Origin of the sequence: Pseudarthrobacter sp. P1, from assembly GCF_050156935.1 — a bacterium.
Taxonomy (GTDB): Bacteria; Actinomycetota; Actinomycetes; order Actinomycetales; family Micrococcaceae; genus Specibacter.
Map to the genome: position 1 here is coordinate 1,018,008 of NZ_CP189584.1, position 19,360 is coordinate 1,037,367.

General features: G+C 67.2%; 21 protein-coding genes. 12 read left to right on the forward strand and 9 right to left on the reverse strand.

Going from position 1 to position 19,360, the window contains the following annotated elements:
• Positions 1-164: 164 nt before the first annotated feature.
• From ACQCSX_RS04840 to ACQCSX_RS04850, 3 genes are read left to right on the forward strand one after another with little or no spacing between them, the layout of a single operon-like run.
• Complete coding sequence (locus ACQCSX_RS04840) at positions 165-839, forward strand: biotin transporter BioY (RefSeq protein WP_427017940.1); 675 nt, start codon at positions 165-167, stop codon at positions 837-839.
• Entirely contained in the window at positions 836-1,531 is a 696-nt protein-coding gene (locus ACQCSX_RS04845; protein ID WP_427017941.1) for an energy-coupling factor ABC transporter ATP-binding protein, read from the forward strand. The genes ACQCSX_RS04840 and ACQCSX_RS04845 overlap by 4 nt, the downstream gene beginning before the upstream one ends.
• The gene (locus ACQCSX_RS04850; protein WP_427017942.1) at positions 1,531-2,160 is read left to right on the forward strand and encodes an energy-coupling factor transporter transmembrane component T family protein; all 630 of its coding nucleotides are present in this window, start codon (positions 1,531-1,533) and stop codon (positions 2,158-2,160) included. The genes ACQCSX_RS04845 and ACQCSX_RS04850 overlap by 1 nt, the downstream gene beginning before the upstream one ends.
• A gap of 9 nt (positions 2,161-2,169) precedes the next feature.
• Here ACQCSX_RS04850 and ACQCSX_RS04855 read toward each other — a convergent pair whose 3' ends face one another.
• Both ACQCSX_RS04855 and ACQCSX_RS04860 read right to left on the reverse strand, forming a co-directional pair.
• Positions 2,170-3,498, reverse strand: coding sequence for a thiolase family protein (locus tag ACQCSX_RS04855; protein WP_427017943.1), 1,329 nt, complete (start codon positions 3,496-3,498; stop codon positions 2,170-2,172).
• The gene (locus ACQCSX_RS04860) at positions 3,473-4,903 is read right to left on the reverse strand and encodes a class I adenylate-forming enzyme family protein (protein ID WP_427017944.1); all 1,431 of its coding nucleotides are present in this window, start codon (positions 4,901-4,903) and stop codon (positions 3,473-3,475) included. Before ACQCSX_RS04860 ends, ACQCSX_RS04855 begins: the two co-directional genes overlap by 26 nt.
• Positions 4,904-4,983: 80 nt before the next feature.
• Here ACQCSX_RS04860 and ypfJ point away from each other — a divergent pair, with 80 nt between their 5' ends.
• From ypfJ to ACQCSX_RS04880, 4 genes are all read left to right on the forward strand, one after another.
• Positions 4,984-5,880 (forward strand): KPN_02809 family neutral zinc metallopeptidase, encoded by an 897-nt coding sequence (ypfJ, locus tag ACQCSX_RS04865; RefSeq protein ID WP_427017945.1) that lies wholly within the window; start codon positions 4,984-4,986, stop codon positions 5,878-5,880.
• Positions 5,881-6,219: 339 nt separating this feature from the next.
• Positions 6,220-6,633 carry a DUF3054 domain-containing protein gene (locus ACQCSX_RS04870; RefSeq protein ID WP_427017946.1) on the forward strand — a complete coding sequence of 138 codons (414 nt, stop codon included), beginning with the start codon at positions 6,220-6,222 and terminating at the stop codon, positions 6,631-6,633.
• Between the two features lie 65 nt (positions 6,634-6,698).
• Positions 6,699-6,980, forward strand: coding sequence for an Lrp/AsnC family transcriptional regulator (locus ACQCSX_RS04875; RefSeq protein ID WP_427017947.1), 282 nt, complete (start codon positions 6,699-6,701; stop codon positions 6,978-6,980).
• A complete protein-coding gene (locus ACQCSX_RS04880) occupies positions 6,970-7,119 on the forward strand; it encodes a hypothetical protein (protein ID WP_427017948.1) in 150 nt (49 codons plus the stop codon). The genes ACQCSX_RS04875 and ACQCSX_RS04880 overlap by 11 nt, the downstream gene beginning before the upstream one ends.
• 87 nt (positions 7,120-7,206) lie before the next feature.
• Here the strand turns inward: ACQCSX_RS04880 and trpD are convergent, their stop codons facing one another.
• On the reverse strand, positions 7,207-8,268 hold the full coding sequence (gene trpD / locus ACQCSX_RS04885) for an anthranilate phosphoribosyltransferase (RefSeq protein WP_427017949.1): 1,062 nt from the start codon (positions 8,266-8,268) through the stop codon (positions 7,207-7,209).
• 184 nt (positions 8,269-8,452) lie between these two features.
• Here trpD and ACQCSX_RS04890 point away from each other — a divergent pair, with 184 nt between their 5' ends.
• From ACQCSX_RS04890 to ACQCSX_RS04905, 4 genes are all read left to right on the forward strand, one after another.
• Positions 8,453-9,091 (forward strand): cytochrome c oxidase subunit 3, encoded by a 639-nt coding sequence (locus ACQCSX_RS04890; protein ID WP_427017950.1) that lies wholly within the window; start codon positions 8,453-8,455, stop codon positions 9,089-9,091.
• Between the two features lie 88 nt (positions 9,092-9,179).
• Positions 9,180-9,965 (forward strand): cytochrome c, encoded by a 786-nt coding sequence (locus tag ACQCSX_RS04895; RefSeq protein WP_427017951.1) that lies wholly within the window; start codon positions 9,180-9,182, stop codon positions 9,963-9,965.
• Positions 9,966-10,055: 90 nt separating this feature from the next.
• Entirely contained in the window at positions 10,056-11,084 is a 1,029-nt protein-coding gene (locus tag ACQCSX_RS04900) for a Rieske 2Fe-2S domain-containing protein (protein ID WP_427017952.1), read from the forward strand.
• 2 nt (positions 11,085-11,086) lie between these two features.
• Positions 11,087-12,766, forward strand: coding sequence for a cytochrome b (locus ACQCSX_RS04905; RefSeq protein ID WP_427017953.1), 1,680 nt, complete (start codon positions 11,087-11,089; stop codon positions 12,764-12,766).
• Between the two features lie 88 nt (positions 12,767-12,854).
• Here ACQCSX_RS04905 and ACQCSX_RS04910 read toward each other — a convergent pair whose 3' ends face one another.
• On the reverse strand, positions 12,855-13,649 hold the full coding sequence (locus ACQCSX_RS04910) for a GntR family transcriptional regulator (protein ID WP_427017954.1): 795 nt from the start codon (positions 13,647-13,649) through the stop codon (positions 12,855-12,857).
• A gap of 157 nt (positions 13,650-13,806) precedes the next feature.
• Here ACQCSX_RS04910 and ACQCSX_RS04915 point away from each other — a divergent pair, with 157 nt between their 5' ends.
• Positions 13,807-14,088 (forward strand): HPr family phosphocarrier protein, encoded by a 282-nt coding sequence (locus tag ACQCSX_RS04915; protein ID WP_427017955.1) that lies wholly within the window; start codon positions 13,807-13,809, stop codon positions 14,086-14,088.
• A gap of 116 nt (positions 14,089-14,204) precedes the next feature.
• Here ACQCSX_RS04915 and ACQCSX_RS04920 read toward each other — a convergent pair whose 3' ends face one another.
• From ACQCSX_RS04920 to ACQCSX_RS04940, 5 genes are all read right to left on the reverse strand, one after another.
• On the reverse strand, positions 14,205-14,606 hold the full coding sequence (locus tag ACQCSX_RS04920) for a cytochrome c oxidase subunit 4 (protein WP_427017956.1): 402 nt from the start codon (positions 14,604-14,606) through the stop codon (positions 14,205-14,207).
• Positions 14,603-16,303 (reverse strand): cytochrome c oxidase subunit I, encoded by a 1,701-nt coding sequence (gene ctaD, locus ACQCSX_RS04925; RefSeq protein WP_427017957.1) that lies wholly within the window; start codon positions 16,301-16,303, stop codon positions 14,603-14,605. The genes ACQCSX_RS04920 and ctaD overlap by 4 nt, the downstream gene beginning before the upstream one ends.
• A gap of 13 nt (positions 16,304-16,316) precedes the next feature.
• Positions 16,317-17,186, reverse strand: coding sequence for a cytochrome c oxidase subunit II (coxB, locus tag ACQCSX_RS04930; protein WP_427017958.1), 870 nt, complete (start codon positions 17,184-17,186; stop codon positions 16,317-16,319).
• A 183-nt stretch (positions 17,187-17,369) separates the two neighbouring features.
• Entirely contained in the window at positions 17,370-17,741 is a 372-nt protein-coding gene (locus ACQCSX_RS04935; RefSeq protein ID WP_427017959.1) for a HesB/IscA family protein, read from the reverse strand.
• Between the two features lie 130 nt (positions 17,742-17,871).
• Positions 17,872-19,287: a dipeptidase gene (locus tag ACQCSX_RS04940; RefSeq protein WP_427017960.1), complete on the reverse strand. Its 1,416-nt coding sequence runs from the start codon at positions 19,285-19,287 to the stop codon at positions 17,872-17,874.
• Positions 19,288-19,360 lie beyond the last annotated feature (73 nt).

A 19,360-nucleotide genomic window follows, 5' to 3' on the forward strand; every position in this document is an offset into this window, starting at 1 on the left:
GAATAAGAGGTGCAGCGGCCGCTTGCACGGACCCTTTGGATCCATCCTTGCAAAGCACAGCCTTTCCATTCTACCGAGCCGCGGGACACACATGCTCCGCCCCGGCTTGTAAAGCGTCCGTTGTGGCCAAAAGCATGCACTCCGGGCCAATAGAAAGCAGAACGATGACTGATCCGGCCTTCAGGCCCACCTCCGCCGCCCTGCCGAAGGCCGAACCGGCTCCGGGCACCGGACCTGCCGCCGGCACGACGGCGTCCGCGGCACCCGCACGGCACGGACGGCGCCGCTGGCGCTCTGCCGACCTGGCACTGATCGCCGTCTTCGCCGCCCTGATGGCCGCCTCCATCACCATCCCGGGCATTCCTGTCGGCGGGCTGGGCGTGCCCATCACGCTGCAGACGCTGGTGGTTGCCCTCTGCGGGCTGGTGCTGGGCCTGGGCCGCGGCGTGGCCGCCGTCGGGCTCTACACCCTGCTGGGCCTGGTGGGCCTGCCCATCTTCAGCGGCTTCCGCTCCGGCGTCGCCGTGCTGGCCAGTCCCTCGGCCGGCTACATCATCGGCTTCCTCGCCGGTGCCGCCGTCACCGGCGCGCTGGCCACCCTCGCCGTCCGCAGCCGCTTCAAGGCCGCCGGCCTGTTCGGTGCGGCCATGGCCGGGATGCTTGCCATCCACGCCTTCGGCATCGCCGGGCTGGCACTGAAGGGCATGGGCCTGGCGGCCGCGCTGGCCGCCGATGTGGTCTTCCTGCCCGGGGACATCATCAAGAACATCTTGGCCGTGGCCATCGCACTGAGCCTGCACCGCGCCTTCCCCGACATCCTGGTGCGCCGCCGCAAGTGAGCCTGATTGAACTCGAGCAGGCCGGCTGCACTGTTGAACTGGCCGATGGCTCCCACCGCACCATCCTGTCCCCCACCACGCTGTCCCTGTCCGAGCAGCGCATCGCCGTCATCGGCGCCAACGGCTCGGGCAAGTCCACGCTGCTGCGGCTGCTGAACGGGCTCCTGCTGCCCGACGCCGGCCGGGTGCGGGTCAACGGCCTGGACACCCGCCAGCAGCCCACGGCGGTGCGCCGGTCGGTGGGGTTCGTCTTCACCGACCCGCTCTCGCAGCTGGTCATGCCCACCCCGGTGGAGGACATCGAGCTCTCGCTGCGCCGGCTCAAGCTCTCCTCGGCGGACCGGCGCGCCGCCGCCCTTACGGCCCTGGCAGCGTTCGGCCTGGCGCATGTGGCGCAGAACAGCATCTACGAGCTCTCCGGCGGGGAGCGCCAGCTCGTCGCCCTGGCGGCTGTGCTGGCGGTGGATCCGGCCGTCCTCGTCCTGGACGAACCGAGCACGTTGCTGGACCTGCGCAACACCCGGCTGCTGCGGGCGCGCTTGGCGGCCCTGCCCCAGCAGCTGGTCATCTCCACGCACGATCTCGACTTTGCGCTGGACTGCGACCGTGCCCTGGTCATCGAGGCCGGTGCCGTGGCCTTCGACGGTGCCCCGGCCGACGCCGTCGCCCGCTACCGCGCCATGGCCTCCTGATGCGCGGCCACGCCCACCTGATCGGCAGCTACCACCCGGGCACCTCGTTCGTGCACCGCAGCCCGTTGTGGGCCAAGGCCGTGGTGCTGGCGCTGGTGGCCGTGGCCTGCTTCGGCTTCCCGGCCCCGGCACCGACGACGGCGGTGCTGGCCGGCGTCGCCGTCGTCCACGTCGCCGCCGGACTGCCGGCGCGCCGGATCTGGCGGGCGGTGCGGATGATGCTGCCGTTCCTGGTGCTGATCGCCGCGTTCCAGTGGTGGCAGTACGGGCCCGCCACCGCGTGGACGGTGCTCGCCGCCATCGTGGCCACGGTGCTGGCCTCCAACATCCTCACCGCCACCACCACAGTGGCCGCCCTGTTGGACGGCCTCTCGGCAGCGGTCCGGCCGCTGGAGCGCTTTGGCGCCGATCCCGAACGCTTTGGCCTGACCGTACAGCTGATGCTGCGCAGCATCCCGTTTGTGATCGGCGCGTTCGACGACGTCCGCGACGCCGCGCGGGCCCGCGGGCTCGAGCGCAACATCCGGGCCCGGACGCTGCCCGTGGTGATCGGGACGGTGGCCTACGCCCGGCAGACCGGCGAGGCGCTGGCCGCACGTGGGCTGGGCGAACCCGACGACCTGCCGTAGCTCCCGGTGCTAGGCCCGTTCCCAGCGGAACAGCGTGGAAATCCCCATCCCGCCGGCAATGCTCACCATTGCCAGTGCCAAGGCGCCGTCCCGGTCCAGCGCGCGGGCCTGGGCGAACAGCCGGACCACCGACACCGCACCGGAGGCACCGTAGGGATGGCCCAGGGCCAGCGCCCCGCCCTGCCGGTTCAACCGCTCCGGATCGATCCCCAGCACATCGGCGACCGCCAGCACCTGGGCGGCGAAGGCCTCGTTGAATTCAAACAGCTCGACGCCGGCCAGCAGGCCGGCCTCCCCGCAACCGCTCCCGGGCCCAAGCTCACTGTCCGGCGCCGGGCCACTTTCCAATCCGCCCTGCAGGCCACCGTCCAGCCCACGTTCCAGCGCCGGCGCGGCCAGCGCCTGCCGGGCGGCGGGGCGGCGGAGCAGGGCCTGCGTCGAGTGCGCGGCACCGGCCCCCGTCAGCGTGGGGTCGTTGCCGGCGGCGGCACTGTCCACGAAGCGCAGCCAGGCCGTGGCACCGAGCTCGCGTGCATGCGCAGCGGTGGTGGCCAGCACGGTGGCCGCGCCGTCGCTGTATGGGCAGGAATTGCCGGCCGTCACAGTGCCCCCTTCGACAAAGGCCGGCGGGAACCGCGCCATCAGCTTGGCTGTGAGCGTGCCGCGCGGCCCCTGGTCGGCGGCCACGCCGTCGACCGGAACCAGCTCGGCATCGAACGCGCCGGCCTCCCGGGCGGCATGGGCCAGGGCGTGGCTGCGCAGGGCGTAGGCATCCTGCCGGTCCCGGCCAATGCCATAGTGGGCTGCCACATTGTCCGCGGCCACCCCCATGTCCGGATCGCCCAGCCAGGCCGGCGAGAACCGGGCCCGGTCGAAGAACTCCAGCGAGCCGTCCGCCCGCCGGTGGGCCCGCGCGGGGGCGGTGCTGATGCTTTCCACGCCGCCGGCCAGATACGTCTCCCCGGCGCCGGATTGGACCAGCCGCACGGCCAGGTTGATGGCCTCCAGCCCGGAGCCGCATTGCCGGTCCACGCTGAGCCCGGGCACGGACTGGTCCAGGCCGGCGGTGAGCGCCGCCAGCCGGGCAATGTTGCCGCCGCCGCCCGTCGCGTTGCCCAGGATGACGTCGTCGACGCCGGCCAACGCCGGAGCCGGGCCTGCCGGAACCGCCGGGCCCGGAAACCCGAGCCCCGCGTCGGCCAGCACGGCGCGCAGCACGGGCGCGGCAAGGTCCTCGGCGCGGATGGCCTTGAAGGCGCCGCCGGCCCGGCCGATGGGGGTCCGGCGCGCGGCGATGATGACGGCGTCGTGCTCAGAAGATCCGGTGTACAGCGCCATGTCCGCCCTCAATCCAGGTGCCCAGCAGGGCACGGCTCACCTTGCCCGCCGGGGTGGTCGGCAGGGCATCGAGGCGGTAGTACCGTCCCGGGCGCTTGGCCGGCGGCAAATGTTCCGCCCCCAGTGCCCGCAGCGGTGCGGCCTCCACGGTCTTTCCCGGTTCCGCCAGCACCGCTGCCACCACGCGCTGGCCGCGCACGGGGTCGGCCACGCCAACCACCAGCACCTGGGCCACGCCGGCCGCAGCGGCCAGGACGGCCTCCACCTCGTGCGGGTACACATTGTGCCCGCTGCTGAGGATCATGTCCGAGTCCCGGCCCAGCACATGCAGCCGTCCCTCGCCGTCGAGGAAGCCCTGGTCGTGGACGGTGGACCAGCCGCCGGCGCTGGTGAATGCATGGCCGTCGTCGCCCCACACATAGCCGCCGCAGACCAGCGTGCTGCGCACGTGGATGGTGCCCGGCTCCCCCGCCGGCAGGTCGTGCCCGTGGGTGTCGCGGATCCTGACCTCCGTGCCGGGGAAGGGAAGACCGACGGCGTCAGGCGGGCCGGGCACTTCCTGCGCCGCGGGCGCTCCGGGCGCGGGCTGCCCGGCGGCCACAAAACCCAGCTCGGACGAGCCGTAGTACTGGTGGATGGCCGCCTGCGGGGCCCAGCGCCGCAGCAGCTCCACCGTGTCTGCGTCCAGTGCGGACCCGGCGCAGATGACGCTCTGCAGCCCGGCGGCCGAGGCGCCGGTCGCCAGTCCGTGGCGCGCCATCAGGGCCGCCATCGTGGGCACCAGCACCAGCCGGGTCACGCCGTCGTGCGCCACCGACGCCACCGCGCCCGCCACGGACGGCTCGGCCAGGGCATGGAACGTGGTGCCGGCGTACAGGCATTCGGCCAGCGCGTAGAGGTTGAGGCTGGAGGCCAGCGAGCCGGGAGCCAGCGTGACGTCATCCATGGCGAGGCCAAAGTAGGCGATGCTGCGCTCGAAGGATTCCTGCCAGGTGGCACGGTTGCGGCGGAAGCCCTTGGGCACCGAACTCGTGCCGGAGGTCAGGCCGATGAGGAAGGTGGAGTCCGGCGGCCCGTCCACCAGCGCATCGCCGCCGGTTTCCTCGGCGCAGCCGATTCCCTCGGCAAGGGAGGCGATGCTGGCCAGCACGCCCGACCGCACGGCCTCCGGCCAGGCCGGGTCCAGCACGCCCACCATCCGGCGGCCGGCCAGGGCGGCGGTGAACCGGACCGCCAGGTCCAGCGAATTGGGCAGGCACAGGGCCGCGACGGCGGGCGTGCCGGGCAGCTGCGCGGCCGCCCGTTCGGCGAGCTGCGCAAAATCCAGCCTGTCGGCGCCGACGGCGACGGCGGTGCGCTGGGCCCGCTCGGTGGCCCAGCGCGAGAGCTTGTTCAAGTACGGCATCGGCACCATCCTAGGACAGCGCCCCCATCGGTGGCCCCGGATCCCTCTGCTGCGGCCGTTCGCGGGGCTATTCTGAGGCCATGAGTTTCAATGATGGGGCACAGCTTGACCCGTCGCAGGCGGAGGACCGCCGTGGGGGCATGGGTGCGGGCAAGAAGGTTGGCATTGGACTCGGCGGCGGGCTGGTGATCCTCATCGGCGCGCTGCTGGGCATCAACCCCAGCCTGCTTGAGGGGCTCACCGGGACCGGCAACGGGCAGGAACAGACCGCCCCGGCCACCGCGGGCATCTCCGAGTGCAAGACGGGCAGCCAGGCCAATGCCCGCCTCGACTGCCGCATCGTGGGCACCGCCAACTCGCTCAACACTTTCTGGCCCACCTTTTTGAAGCCCTACGGCGTCACCTACACCGTGCCCAAGACGGTCATCTTCTCCGACGGCACCAACACCGCCTGCGGCCCCGCCACCACCGACGTTGGCCCGTTCTACTGCCCCGGCGACGGCAAGGCCTACTTCGACCCCGCCTTCTTTGACGAGCTGGAGACCCGCTTTGGTTCCTCCGGCGGCCCGCTCGCCCAGGAATACGTCGTCGCGCACGAGTTCGGCCACCACATCCAGGATCTGCTGGGCACCATCGGCAAGGCGCAGGAGGACCCGCAGGGCGCCGCATCGGCATCGGTGCGCACCGAGCTCCAGGCGGACTGCTACGCCGGCATCTGGATCCGCTACGCCTCCAGCCAACCCGAGCCCAGCACCGGCCAGCCCTTCCTGGAGCCGATCACGCAGCAGGACCTCAACGACGCCCTCTCCGCTGCCTCCTCGGTGGGGGATGACAGGATCCAGCAGGCCGCCACCGGGTCGACCAACCCCGAGACCTGGACCCACGGCTCCTCGGCCCAGCGGCAAAAGTGGCTCTACACCGGCTACGAGAAGGCCGACCTGGACTCCTGCGACACCTTCGCCGTCGCCACCCCATAGCCCGGGGCACCTCCCGGAGACGCAGGCCGCGCGGGTCGAGCCTGGGGCCACGCCCGCAGGGTCCCTTGGCCGGGCGCAGTGCGGTCAGGGGGCGGGTGGGGAGCGTGACCCGGCCGCACGGTACCGCCGGGTCTCCGCGCGCTCGTTCCTCGCTCGGTCGACCACCGAAGGCGGTGGCCGTCCCCCAGCTGCCCCACGGCCGGGCGCCGGCCCTGCGGCCGACCCGGGCCCGGTGGTCGACCGAGGCCGCTTGCGGCCGTGCGGGGACCCGGCCGCACGGAGACCCGGCCGTGCGGCCGTCGAGACAGCAGCCCAGGCGACCGGCACTAAACTGGATCCGTGAATGACGCCAAGAAACCCCGCCTGTTCAACACCGCCGTCTACGCCGCAGTGGCGGACGTGGTCCTCGTCCTGGTCTTCGCCGTGTCCGGCCGGAGCAGCCACGAAGAGAGCCTGGCTGTGGCCGGCGTGCTGCGCACGGCGTGGCCCTTCCTGGCGGCGCTGGCCCTGGGTTGGCTGGCCACCCGGAACTGGCGCGCACCGGTGCGGCTGTGGCCCAACGGCGTGCTCATCTGGGTCATCACCGTCATGGCGGGCATGATCCTGCGCGTGGCGACGGGAAACACCGCCGCCGTGCCGTTCATTCTCGTCGCCGCGGTGGTCCTGGGCGTCTTCCTGCTCGGCCACCGGGCCGTGGCGGGGCTGCTGCGGCGCCGTGCGACACATAATTCGGCCCGCGGCCACGTAGGCTAGGGTCGGATCAATAGATCTCCATCACGTTTGTCCCCCGTGGACCAGACCCGAAAAGGAATCCACCAGTGATCACCGCCTTCGTCCTGATCAAGACTGACGCCTCCCGGATTCCGGAATCGGCCCAGGAAATCTCCGAGCTGGCGGGCATCAGCGAGGTCTATTCGGTCACTGGCGAATGGGACCTCATCGCCGTGGCCCGGGTGTCCAAGCACGAGGACCTGGCCGACGTGATTGCGGACAAGCTCTCCAAGGTGCCCGGCGTGCTCTCGACCACCACGCAGATCTCCTTCCGCGCCTATTCCAAGCACGACATCGACGCGGCCTTTTCCTTAGGGTTTGACCACTAGCTCCGGCTTGCAGCTGGAGATTGCCGTCCAGGATGCCGCCGTCGCCACACTGGCGGAGCTGGGCGTGGGCCGCATCCTCTCCTCCGGCGGGGCACTGCGCGCCGGCGACGGGGTGGCACGCCTGGCCGCGCTTCCCTAGCACGAGCCGCCACAGGAACCACTGGACATGGAGAAGCCCCGCCCACCTCAAAAGGTGGACGGGGCTTCTCGCCGTCGAGGGCAATTCTCAGCGTGCGGTGGAATGCTCCACCCAGGCGGACAGCACGGACGCGGCCGCCCCGCTGTCGATCGCGGTCCGGGCAATGTCCGCGGCAGCGCGCATGCGTTCCACCAGCGGGCCCTCGGCCGAGGGATCCGCCGCCACCAGTCCCGCGGCGGCATTGAGCACGACGGCGTCGCGGATGGGACCGTGTTCACCGGCCAGGACGCGCCGCACCACCTCGGCGTTGTAGGCGGCGTTCTCACCCTGCAGGTCGGCAATCGTGGCGCGGGGAATGCCCATGTGCGCCGGATCAAATTGGGACTCCGTGACGGCACCATTGCGGATTTCCCAGACGGTGGAGGACCCGGTGGTGGTGAGTTCGTCAAGACCATCGCTGCCGCGGAAAACCAGGGCACGCGCACCACGGCTGGCCAGGACGCCGGCAATGAGGGGTGCCATCCGGGCATCGGCAACGCCGATGGCCGAGGCCGACACCCGGGCGGGGTTGGTCAGCGGACCCAGGAAATTGAAGGCCGTCGGGACGCCCATCTGGCTGCGGGCCACGGCCGCGTAGCGCATTGAGGGATGGAACAGGTTGGCAAAGCAGAAGGTGATGCCGACATCCGTCGCGGCACTGGCCACCAACTCCACCGGAAGGTCCAACCGGACGCCGAGGGCCTCCAGCACATCGGCGGAACCCGCCGCGGACGACGACGCACGGTTTCCGTGCTTGACCACGCGGGTCCCGGCACCGGCACAGACCAAGGCCGCCATCGTGGAGATGTTCACGGTATTGAGCCTGTCGCCGCCGGTGCCGACGATATCCAGCGACTCGCCGGCGATCGCCAGGGGGCGGGCATTGTCCAGCATCGCCTCGGCCAACCCCTGCACCTCGGCCACCGTCTCCCCCTTGGCGCGCAACGCCACCAGGAAAGCGGCGATCTGGACGTCGGTGGCTTCACCGGCCATGATGGTGTTCATCGCCCACGCTGTGTCGGACGAGGAAAGGTCCGTTCCTGCAATGAGCGAGCTCAACAGGTTGGGCCAGGTGGGCGTTGCGGCCGTGGGTGCTGGCGAAAGGTTCACCCTCTGATGCTAGCCACCACCGGGCGGTTCATCCGAATGTGAATCCCGCGTGCCCTTCCGTGTGAAGCACACCGTGCTGGGATGAAGCTGGGGATTCCGCGGAATTTCGCGGCTTTGTAGAAAAAGATCCACGGAACGGCATTTTGCATTGGGCGCTGGCGGGTTTTATAGACATAATGTCTATGTGACAACTGCGACTCATGCCCCCAGTACCCCGGCGCATCCCACGCTGAACCGCCCCAACATGGTTTCTGTAGGAACCGTGGTCTGGCTTTCAAGCGAGCTGATGTTCTTTGCCGGCCTTTTTGCCATGTACTTCACCCTCCGCTCCACCTCGAGTGGCCTGTGGAGCGAGGAAGCAGCCAAGCTGAACTTCCCGTTCGCCCTGGTGAACACCATCATCCTGGTTTCCAGCTCCTTCAGCTGCCAGATGGGTGTCTTCGCCGCCGAGCGCCTCCAGCCCCGCCGCACCGGTGGGCTACTCACGTTCTCCCGTTGGGGAATGACGGAGTGGTTCCTGCTGACCTTCGTTCTCGGCGCCATCTTTGTGGCCGGCCAGAGCACGGAATACGCGATGCTGACGTCCGAGCACGTAACGCTCAACGCCAACGCCTACGGTTCCGCGTTCTACATGACCACCGGCTTCCACGGTCTGCACGTGATCGGCGGTCTGATTGCCTTCCTGCTGATCATCGGCCGCGGCTACGCCGCCAAGAAGTTTGGACACTTCGAGGCCACCAGCGCGATCGTCACGTCCTACTACTGGCACTTTGTCGACGTTGTGTGGATCGGCCTGTTCTTGGTCATCTACGTCCTGAAGTAAGCTGTCAAAGCCACTTCTTCTACACGAGGCAGAAATAGAATTCGCGGCCCGATCATCGGCCGCAAGAAACGATAAAAGGATCCTCTCCGTGAAGGCACTTTCGCAGAAGCGACGTCATCCACTGGCAGCAATTGCCTTGCTGCTGATGGGGCTCATGCTCACCGGTGGGCTGTACGCCGTCGCCACCACCGTCAACCAGGCCAAGGCTGAGACTACGTTCTCGGCCCAGGACACGGCGGAGGGACAGAAGCTCTTCATCGCCAACTGCGCCACCTGCCACGGCATGGGCGCCAGCGGCACCAACGACGGTCCGTCGCTGGTCGGCGTCGGCGCAGCCGCCGTCGACTTCCAGGTTGGCACCGGCCGCATGCCCATGCAGATGCAGGGTCCGCAGGCCATCAAGAAGCCCGCCCAGTTCAACGACGCGCAGACCAAGCAGTTGTCCGCCTATGTCGCCTCCCTGGGTGCCGGCCCGGCCATCCCTGATGAGAAGTACCTCGACGGCGGGGGCAATGCTGCCGCAGGTGGCGAGCTCTTCCGCGTCAACTGCGCCATGTGCCACAACGCTGCGGCTGCCGGTGGTGCACTGACCCGCGGCAAGTTCGCTCCGGCCCTGGCCGGCGTGTCCAACGCGCACATCTACGAGGCCATGGCCACCGGCCCGCAGAACATGCCGGTGTTCAACGACTCCAACGTCACACCCGAGGGCAAGCGCGACATCATCACCTTCCTGAACACCATCGAAGCCCAGGGTTCCCCCGGTGGCGCCGACCTGGGTGGACTGGGACCGGTTTCCGAGGGCCTGTTCCTCTGGATTGCCGGCCTGGGCGTGATTGTCGCCTTCACCATCTGGCTGACGTCGCGGACCTCCTAGTCCACACAAATTTTGGCCGCTTCGGCGGCCGCTTGAAACATACATTACGACCCCGGGCAGTGTCCGGGATAAGAGAAGGATGAGGGGATTATGGGCAACCATAGTGACGGCACGCCGACAAGCTCGGACGCCGTAGCTAAGGCTGGTCTGAACGAGGTGGAGAAGTTCCAAGACCCAGGACTTCCTCCGCACCGTTTGCGGCTGGCTGACACGGATCCCAGGGCAGCAAAGAGGGCTGAGCGCCAGGTCGCCATCCTCTTCGGGATTTCCGTTGTAGGCACCCTGCTGTTCTTCTTTGCCTACTTTGGCATCCGCCTGGATGACACCATTGGCACCTTGCGCATGCAGAACCTGTTCCTGGGTCTGGGCACCGCCTTCGCCATGCTCGGCATCGGCACCGGCATCGTGCACTGGGCAAAGGCACTCATGCCGGACCACGAGGTCTCCGAGGAGCGCCACGAGATCCGCAGCGAAGAGGACCGCCAGGTGGCCGTCAAGATCGTTGACGACATCATCGAGGAAACCGGCATCAAGCGCCGCCCGCTGATCCGCAACACCCTTCTGGGTGCGATGGCCCTGGCTCCGCTGCCGGCCATCGTGGTCTTCCGCGACCTGGGCCCGCTCCCCGGCGACAAGCTCCGCCACACCATGTGGGACGAGGGCGTCCGTCTGGTCCGCGACCCCACCGGAACGCCGATCAAGGCCGCAGATGTCACCATCGGTTCCGCCTTCCACGTCATTCCCGAGGGTCTGAACGAGCTCCACGAGGGCAAGCTGGAGGAGAAGGCCAAGGCCGTCGTCCTGCTCATGCGCCTGAACCCGGCGGAGCTGAACCCCTCCGCCGGCCGCGAGGACTGGGGCTACAACGGCATCGTTGCCTACTCCAAGATCTGCACCCACGTTGGCTGCCCCGTTGCCCTCTACGAGCAGCAGACGCACCACCTGCTGTGCCCCTGCCACCAGTCGACGTTCGACCTGACGCAGGAGTGCAAGGTCATCTTCGGCCCGGCCAACCGCCCGCTGCCGCAGCTGCCCATCAAGGTCGACTCCGAGGGCTATCTGGTGGCCCAGAGCGACTTCCACGAACCTGTCGGACCTAGCTTCTGGGAGCGTGGCTAAAGATGAGCGCCGCAACAGAAACCACTTACACCCCGGCGACCTCGACCGGCCGCATCACCAACTTTGTTGACCAGCGCGTCGGCGGCTCGGGCATCCTGCGCGAGTTCGGCCGGAAGGTCTTCCCCGACCACTGGTCCTTCATGTTCGGTGAAGTCGCGCTGTACTCCTTCGTCATCCTGCTGATCTCCGGCACGTTCCTGACGTTCTTCTTCGACCCGTCGATGGCCGAGACCACCTACGCCGGCAGCTATGTCCCGCTCAAGGGCGTCGACATGTCGGTCGCCATGAACTCCACGCTGAACATCTCCTTCGATATCCGCGGCGGCCTGTTCATGCGCCAGGTCCACCACTGGTCCGCGCTGCTCTTTACAGCCTCGATTGCCGTGCACATGCTGCGTGTGTTCTTCACCGGAGCCTTCCGCAAGCCGCGCGAACTGAACTGGGTTGTGGGTGGGGTCCTGCTCATCCTCTCCCTGGCTGACGGCTTCACCGGCTACTCGCTCCCCGATGACCTGCTCTCCGGCAACGGTCTGCGCATCATCGACGGCGTGATGAAGTCGATCCCGATCGTGGGCACCTACCTCTCGTTCTTCCTCTTCGGCGGCGAGTTCCCGGGCACGGCCATCATCGGCCGCCTGTACGTGCTGCACATCCTGCTGGTTCCGGCCATGATCCTGCTGATGGTTGTCGTCCACCTCTTCATGGTGGTCGTCCACAAGCACACGCAGTTCTCCGGCCCGGGCCGCAGCGACCGCAACGTCGTCGGCTACCCGCTTGGCCCGGTGTACGCAGCCAAGGCCGGTGGATTCTTCTTCATCGTCTTCGGCATCATCGCCCTGATGGCCGCAGCGTTCACGATCAACCCGATCTGGAACTACGGCCCGTACGACCCCTCCCCCGTGTCCGCCGGTACCCAGCCCGACTGGTACATCGGTTGGGTTGACGGCGCCCTGCGCCTGATGCCGGGTTGGCTGTTCGGCATTCCGCTGGAGCTGAACATCCCGCTGCCGTGGGGCCTGAACACGCTCTCGCTGAACGTGCTGCTTCCCGCACTGGTTCCGGCAGGCATCGTCTTCACGGTCCTGTTCACCTACCCCTGGATCGAACGCTGGATCACCCGCGACGACCGCGAGCACCACGTCCTGGACCGCCCGCGCAACGTTCCGACCCGCACCGCCATTGGCGTGGCCGGCGTCGTGTTCTACTGCGTGATGTGGGCCGCGGCCAGCTCGGACCTGATTGCAACGCACTTCCACGTGGCACTGAACGATGTCACCTACTGGCTGCGGGCCCTGTTCTTCCTCGGCCCTGTGCTTGCCTTCATCGTCACCAAGCGCATCGCCCTGGCGCTGCAGCGCAAGGACCGCGAGATCGCCCTGCACGGCCGCGAAACCGGCCGCATCGTGCGCCTGCCGCACGGTGAGTACCAGGAGGTGCACGCCCAGCTGGACGAGTACAAGCGCTACAAGCTGGTTGGCTTCGAGTCCCCCGTCCCCGAGGCGGGCATCCCGAACGCCAAGGGCATTGTGGACTCCAAGGAAAAGCGCCGGGCCATGCTCAGCCGCTTCTTCTTCGAGGACCGCGTTGCCCCGGCCACCCCTGCCGAACTTGAGGCATCGCACGGCCACGGCCACCACGAGGCCATCGAGGCCCACGAGGACGCCAAGGCACTCGAGCACTAGGCTCCGGCACCACAAAAGGAGCCGTTCGGCGGAACATTTCCGCCGTACGGCTCCTTTTTTGTGCCCTCCGCAGGCTCCCCGCGGGGTGCTAGACGCCGTTGATGCCCGAGCGCGGGTGTGCGGTCCTCGCGCGTCCGCCGGGGCGCTGCAGGGGCACCCAGAGCTTGTAGCGGTCCGCCCGGTAGAACGACACCGAATAGTCCACCATCGCCCGCGAGACATAGGCATGCCGTTGGATGCGCAGCACCGGTGCCCCCATCTCCACCTGGAGCAGGCGGGCAATGGATGGCGAGGCGGCAGTGGCCTCGATGGTGTCCTCGCCCCACTCCATGACCAGCCCGTAGCGTTCGCTGAGCACGTTGTACAGCGACGCGGGCGGCGGCTGGTCCAGGATCCCGGGCACCCGCCGGGCCGGGATGAAGTTCTCGTCAACGCTCATCGGCTCGTTGTCGGCCAACAAGAGCCGGCGGAAGCGGATCACGCCCTGCCCCTCCTCCATCTGCAGTTCACGGGCCAACCTGGCCGTGGCAGGGATCTGCTCGAAGCTGAGCACCCGCGCGGCAGGCGTCATGCCCCGGCGCTGCATCTCCTCGCTGTAGGAGGTCAGTTTGATCTGGAGGTCGAATTTGGGCCGGGAAACAAAGGTCCCCAGGCCCACCACGCGGTCCAGCACCTGCTCGTCCACCAGCGAATCGATGGCGTGCCGGATGGTCATCCGGGCCAGGCCGAAACGGGCCGAGAGCTCGCGCTCGGACGGAAACGGCGCACCGGGGACCAGCGAGTCCGCAATGTAGGTCCGCAGGAGTTCCCGCAGCTGCACATGCAAGGCGGTGCCCGCACCCCGGAGAATCTCCCCGGGTATGGAATCTGCCGCGTTGGCCACCCGTGCCCCTCTCAATTTATGCTCTTTCCCCAACAAGCCTGTTTCCTCAACAAGCCTGTTTCCTCAACAAGCCTGTTTCCTCAACAAGCCTGTTTCCTCAACAAGCCTAGAGTGCGGCTAGTGTTTTGACAGACACCGATCTCTAGGAGCAACGCGAATGTACACCCGGAAAGCAACAGTGAGCGCCGCCGTCGGGCTTCATGCCAGGCCGGCGGCGGTCTTTGTCCGCGCCGTCAACCAGACGAGCCTCCCCGTCACCCTCGCCAAGGCCGGCGAGGACGCCGTCGACGCGCGGTCCCTGCTGGCCGTGATGACCGCTGACTTTGGCTGCGGCTGTGAGGTGGAACTGGCCGTCAGCGGCGACGGCCACCCGGCCGAGGAGGTCAGGGCGGCACTTGACTCACTGGCCGAGCTGTTGGGCACCAACCTGACGGGCTGAACCACTTCCTCCCCTGGTCCGGGCACCGCTGTCCGGACCGGGGAAGCAAGCTGTTAAACGCCAAAGGCGGGCCGCACCATCCGGTGCGGCCCGCCTTTGGCGTACTGCGGGTGTTTCTAGTGTGCGTGGTCTCCGCGGCTGTACTCGTACACCCAGCCGACCAGGCCAACGATGGCGAAGCCACCGGCGATGAAGACGATCCACCAGCCCATGGCCAGGCCCAGGAAGCCTGTGGCGCACGCGATCCCCAGAACCAACGGCCACCAGCTCCAGGGACTGAAGTGCCCCTGCTCGCCGGCACCCTCGTGGATCTCCGCATCGACGCGGTCTTCCGGACGGTCGCCGACGCGGCGGCCGGTGTACCAGAAGTACAGGCCGATCATTTCGCTCAGGCCCACCAGCAGGAAGATGCCCAGGAAGCCCAGGGGCTCGGTCCAGTGGGTCATCAATCCGTAGACGATGCCGACCGGGGCCAGGAAGACACCCAGGAGGATGAACAGGTTGGCTTCGATTTTCACTTGGCGGAACCCTTCTCGGCGACGGCGGGGGAGGTGTAGTGCGGCGCCAGCTCCGGGTGGTGCAGGTCAAGCGCGGGGCGCTCGGAGCGGATGCGCGGCAGCGAGGTGAAGTTGTGGCGCGGCGGCGGGCACGAGGTGGCCCACTCCAGCGAGGCACCAAAGCCCCACGGGTCGTCAACTTCAACCTTCTTGCCGGAGCGCCAGGTGATGTACACGTTCCAGAAGAACGGGATCATCGAGGCACCCAGCACGAAGGAGGAGATGGTGGAGAACTGGTTCATCCAGGTGAAGTTGTCCTCCACCATATAGTCCGCGTAGCGGCGCGGCATGCCGATGACACCCAACCAGTGCTGGATCAGGAACGTGCCGTGGAAGCCCAGGAACAGAAGCCAGAAGTGGATCTTGCCCAGACGTTCGTTGAGCATCTTGCCGGTCCACTTCGGCCACCAGAAGTAGAAGCCTGCGAACATCGCGAACACCACTGTGCCGAACACCACGTAGTGGAAGTGCGCCACCACGAAGTAGGTGTCGGAGACGTGGAAGTCCAGCGGCGGGGAGGCCAGGATGATGCCGGTCAGACCACCGAAGAGGAAGGTCACCAGGAAGCCGATGCTCCAGAGCATGGGCGTTTCGAAGGTGAGCGATCCGCGCCACATGGTGCCGATCCAGTTGAAGAACTTCACACCGGTCGGAACCGCGATCAGCATCGTCATGAAGGAGAAGAACGGCAGCATAACCGAGCCTGTGACGTACATGTGGTGGGCCCACACGGTCACGGACAGGGCGGCGATGGAGATGGTGGCGAACACCAAGCCCTTGTAGCCGAAGATCGGCTTACGGCTGAAGACCGGGAAAATCTCCGAGACGATGCCGAAGAACGGCAGGGCGATGATGTACACCTCGGGGTGGCCGAAGAACCAGAACAGGTGCTGCCAGAGGACGGCACCGCCATTCTCCGGGTCGAAGATGTGTGCACCGAAGCGGCGGTCGGCACCCAGGGCGAACAGGGCGGCGGCCAGCGGCGGGAAGGCCATGAGCACCAGGATGGCGGTGATCAGGGTGTTCCAGGTGAAGATCGGCATGCGCCACATCGTCATGCCCGGGGCACGCATGCAGACAATGGTGGTGATGAAGTTCACGGCACCAAGGATGGTTCCGAAACCGGACAGCGCCAGGCCGAACACCCACAGGTCGCCACCAACGCCGGGGCTGAAGGTGGTGTTTGACAGCGGTGCGTAGGCGAACCAGCCGAAGGAGGCAGCGCCCTGCGGGGTGATGAAGCCGGAGACGGCGATGGTGGAGCCGAACAGGAAGAACCAAAAGGCCAGGGCGTTCAGCCGCGGGAAGGCGACGTCGGGCGCACCGATCTGCAGGGGCATGATCACGTTGGCGAAGCCGGCGAACAGCGGGGTGGCAAACATCAGCAGCATGATGGTGCCATGCATGGTGAAGAGCTGGTTGTACTGTTCCTTCGTCTGCAGGATCTGCATGCCGGGCTCAAAGAGCTCCGCACGGATCAGCAGGGCCATGACGCCGCCGAGGCAGAAGAAGATGAAGGAGGCAATCAGGTACATGTACCCGATCGTCTTGTGGTCGGTGGACGTGATCCAGTTGACGACGATGCGTCCCTTGGACACGGGCACCACCCGCGGGGCTACGGATGTGGCATCCGTTGCCGTGTACTCGTAAGTCGACACTTTCCGTCTCCCCTTACTTCTCTGTCAGATTCGGATTGCGGTCGTACTCTTCACCGATGTTGCCGGTGTTGCCCTTGGTCTTCAGTTCGGCCAGGTGCGACTGGAAGTCGGCTTCACTGACCACCTTGACGCGGAAGAGCATTTCGGAGTGGTATTCGCCGCAGAGTTCGGCGCACTTTCCGTCGAACGTGCCCAGAGCCGTGGGGGTCAGGGTGATGTAGTTCGTCTTGCCCGGAATCATGTCCTTCTTTTCCAGGAATGCCGGAACCCAGAAGGAGTGGATGACGTCGCGGGAGTTGAGCTGGAGTTCAACCGTGCGGTTGATCGGCAGCACCAAGGTGGGCAGCACGTCCTTGTTCAAAGGCTTGCCATCCAGCGGCGCCTGGACGCCGCTTTCGAACACGGCCTCCTTGACGTCATTGCCCTGGACGTAGTTGAAGTCCCAGGACCACTGCTTCCCGCGGACATCGATGGTGACCTGCGGGCTGTCGACGCGGGCGTCGATGGCGCGCTGGTCGCGGTCCGTGAAGTAGAAGAACACCAGGACCATGAACAGCGGAATCATCACGTAGAAGATTTCCAGCGGCAAGTTGTAGCTGGTCTGGCGGGGGAAGCCAACGGCATCCTTGCGACGGCGGTACGCGACAATGCACCAAATGATCAGGGCCCAGGTAATGAGGCCAATAATCAAGACGGTGATCCACGAATTGACCCACAGGTCGATGATTCGACCTGTCTGGTTGGTCGTATCGCGTTCGGCCGGCAACCAACCGTTCTTACTCTCTGCCGTACATCCAGACAAAGCTAACGCGCCTGCAATGGCCAATCCCGTTATGGGAATGAACTTTGCACGTCGGCTGCCGGTTCGGTCCTGCGAACTCACAGACGGCCCTTCCTCTTGTTGCTGTGCCCCAAGCGGCGACGTGGCCGCGGGTGCAAATTTAGTTTTACTACTCGATGTAGAGCTTACCGCCAGTGCACACAAAAAGCGTACAAAACCCACCGTGCGTCGGAAGGCAAACCCGAGAGTTTGGCTTCCGGCTACTACAACGAAGTGATGACGGTCTTAGTGGAATGAATCACCGCAGGCGCACGAGCCGCCGGCGTTCGGGTTGTCGATGGTGAAACCCTGCTTTGCAATGGTGTCTTCAAAGTCGATGCTCGCACCATCAAGGTACGGCACGCTCATCTTGTCGACCACTACCTCGACGCCGTCGAAATCACGCACGGCGTCGCCTTCGAGCAGACGCTCGTCGAAGTACAGCTGGTAGATCAGGCCGGAGCAACCGCCGGGCTGGACGGCCACGCGCAGACGAAGGTCGGTGCGGCCCTCCTGCTCAAGCAGGCTGCGCACCTTGGAGGCGGCGACGTCGCTGATCTGCACGCCGTGCTCGGCGATCTCTGCGGCGGTGGTCTCTTCGGGGGTAGTGGTACTCATGGCGTTTCCTTTGTGTTGGGTACACCTACATGCTACGACGCACGCGGGCCAGCTAGTAACTGTGGCAACACTGCCGCTGCCGATTATGTTCCGGTGACGGGAGCCGCGGGGACATATTCGGCCAATGCGCCTAGGCGCGCGAATCCGCGTCCAGCCTGGCCAAGAGAAGCGCCTCGGCCAGGATGGCGTGCTCGAAATCGCCCAGGTGCAGGGACTCGTTGGCGCTGTGCGCGCGTGAATCCGGATCTTCGACGCCGGTGACCAAAATCTGGGCCTCGGGGAAAAGTTCATTGAGGTCGGCGATGAACGGGATCGACCCGCCCATGCCGCTCTCCACCGGCTCCACGCCCCAGGCAGTGCCCATGGCCCACAGGGCGCTCAGCGCGGCCGGGGCGGTGGTGTCGGTGGCAAAGGACTGGCCCATCTCCCCCGGGACAAAGGTGACCTGCGCACCAAAGGGCGTATGCGTGCGCAGGTGCTCGGCGACGGCGTCCATGGCGGCCTGGGGGTCCTGGCCCGGGGCCAGCCGCAGGCTGAACTTGGCCCGCGCCACCGGCAGCAGGGTGTTGGAGCTCAGGGCGATGGAGGGGATGTCCATGCCGATGATGGACAGTGCCGGCTTGGTCCACAGGCGGGAGGTGATGCTGCCCGTGCCGGCCAGGCGGACTCCGTCCAGGACGGCGGCGTCGGCCCGGAAGGCCTCCTCCGGGTAGCCGATGGCCGCATGGTCCCCGGCGACCAGACCGGCAATGGCAACCGAGCCGTCGTCGTCGTGCAGGGTGGCGATGACCCTGGCCAACAGGGTGGGCGCGTCCAGCAGCGGCCCGCCGAACATGCCCGAGTGCACCGCGTGCGCGGCCGTGCGCACCTCGATGGTGCCGTCCACCAGGCCGCGCAGGCTGGTGGTCAGGGCCGGGACGCCCACCTTCCAGTTGCTGGAATCGGCCACGACTATGACATCGGCGCTGAGCAATTCGCGGTAGGTCTGCAGGAACGTGCGGAACGTGGGCGAGCCGGCCTCCTCCTCGCCCTCGATGAACAGGGTGACGCCGAGGCCGAAGTCCTCGCCCAGCACCTCGCGCAGCGCCCGCAGCGAGCCGACGTGGGCCAGAATGCCGGCCTTGTCGTCCGCCGCGCCGCGGCCGTACATCCGGCCGTCCTTCTCGACGGCGGTGAAGGGATCGGTCTTCCACAGTGCACGGTCCCCGGGCGGCTGGACATCGTGGTGTGCATACAGCAGCACCGTGGGCCTGCCGGGCTGGGCGGGACGGCGAGCGACGACGGCGGGGCCGCCGGGCGTGCCGTCCTCCTTGTCCACCCGCAGGATCTGGACATCGTCAATGCCGGCGCTGCGCACAAGGGCGGCGACGGCGTCGGCGCTGCGCTCCAGTTCGGCGGGGTCAAAGGCGTCCCAGGCGATGCCCGGGATGGCCACCAGCTCCACCAATTCCGCCACGGTGGCGGCAAAATTCCCCTTCACGCTGGCGCGGAGGCCCTCCACCGGGACGTCCAATGCGGGAACTCTTTTCTGCGTATCTTCGCTCATGTCCGCCACACTACCCAAGGCCCGGAGGGCCTCCAACTGCACGCCCCGCGGGTCGTGCCACGCGGCCGCGCCG

Bases quoted from the DNA above. Each gene is read 5' to 3' on its own strand.
- ACQCSX_RS04900 (WP_427017952.1), top strand. From the start codon at position 10,056: ATGGGCAACCATAGTGACGGCACGCCGACAAGCTCGGACGCCGTAGCT.
- ACQCSX_RS04850 (WP_427017942.1), top strand. From the start codon at position 1,531: ATGCGCGGCCACGCCCACCTGATCGGCAGCTACCACCCGGGCACCTCG.
- ACQCSX_RS04840 (WP_427017940.1), top strand. From the start codon at position 165: ATGACTGATCCGGCCTTCAGGCCCACCTCCGCCGCCCTGCCGAAGGCC.
- ACQCSX_RS04935 (WP_427017959.1), bottom strand. From the start codon at position 17,741: ATGAGTACCACTACCCCCGAAGAGACCACCGCCGCAGAGATCGCCGAG.
- ypfJ (WP_427017945.1), top strand. From the start codon at position 4,984: ATGAGTTTCAATGATGGGGCACAGCTTGACCCGTCGCAGGCGGAGGAC.
- ACQCSX_RS04860 (WP_427017944.1), bottom strand. From the start codon at position 4,903: ATGCCGTACTTGAACAAGCTCTCGCGCTGGGCCACCGAGCGGGCCCAG.
- ACQCSX_RS04940 (WP_427017960.1), bottom strand. From the start codon at position 19,287: ATGAGCGAAGATACGCAGAAAAGAGTTCCCGCATTGGACGTCCCGGTG.
- ACQCSX_RS04855 (WP_427017943.1), bottom strand. From the start codon at position 3,498: ATGGCGCTGTACACCGGATCTTCTGAGCACGACGCCGTCATCATCGCC.
- ACQCSX_RS04915 (WP_427017955.1), top strand. From the start codon at position 13,807: ATGTACACCCGGAAAGCAACAGTGAGCGCCGCCGTCGGGCTTCATGCC.
- ACQCSX_RS04905 (WP_427017953.1), top strand. From the start codon at position 11,087: ATGAGCGCCGCAACAGAAACCACTTACACCCCGGCGACCTCGACCGGC.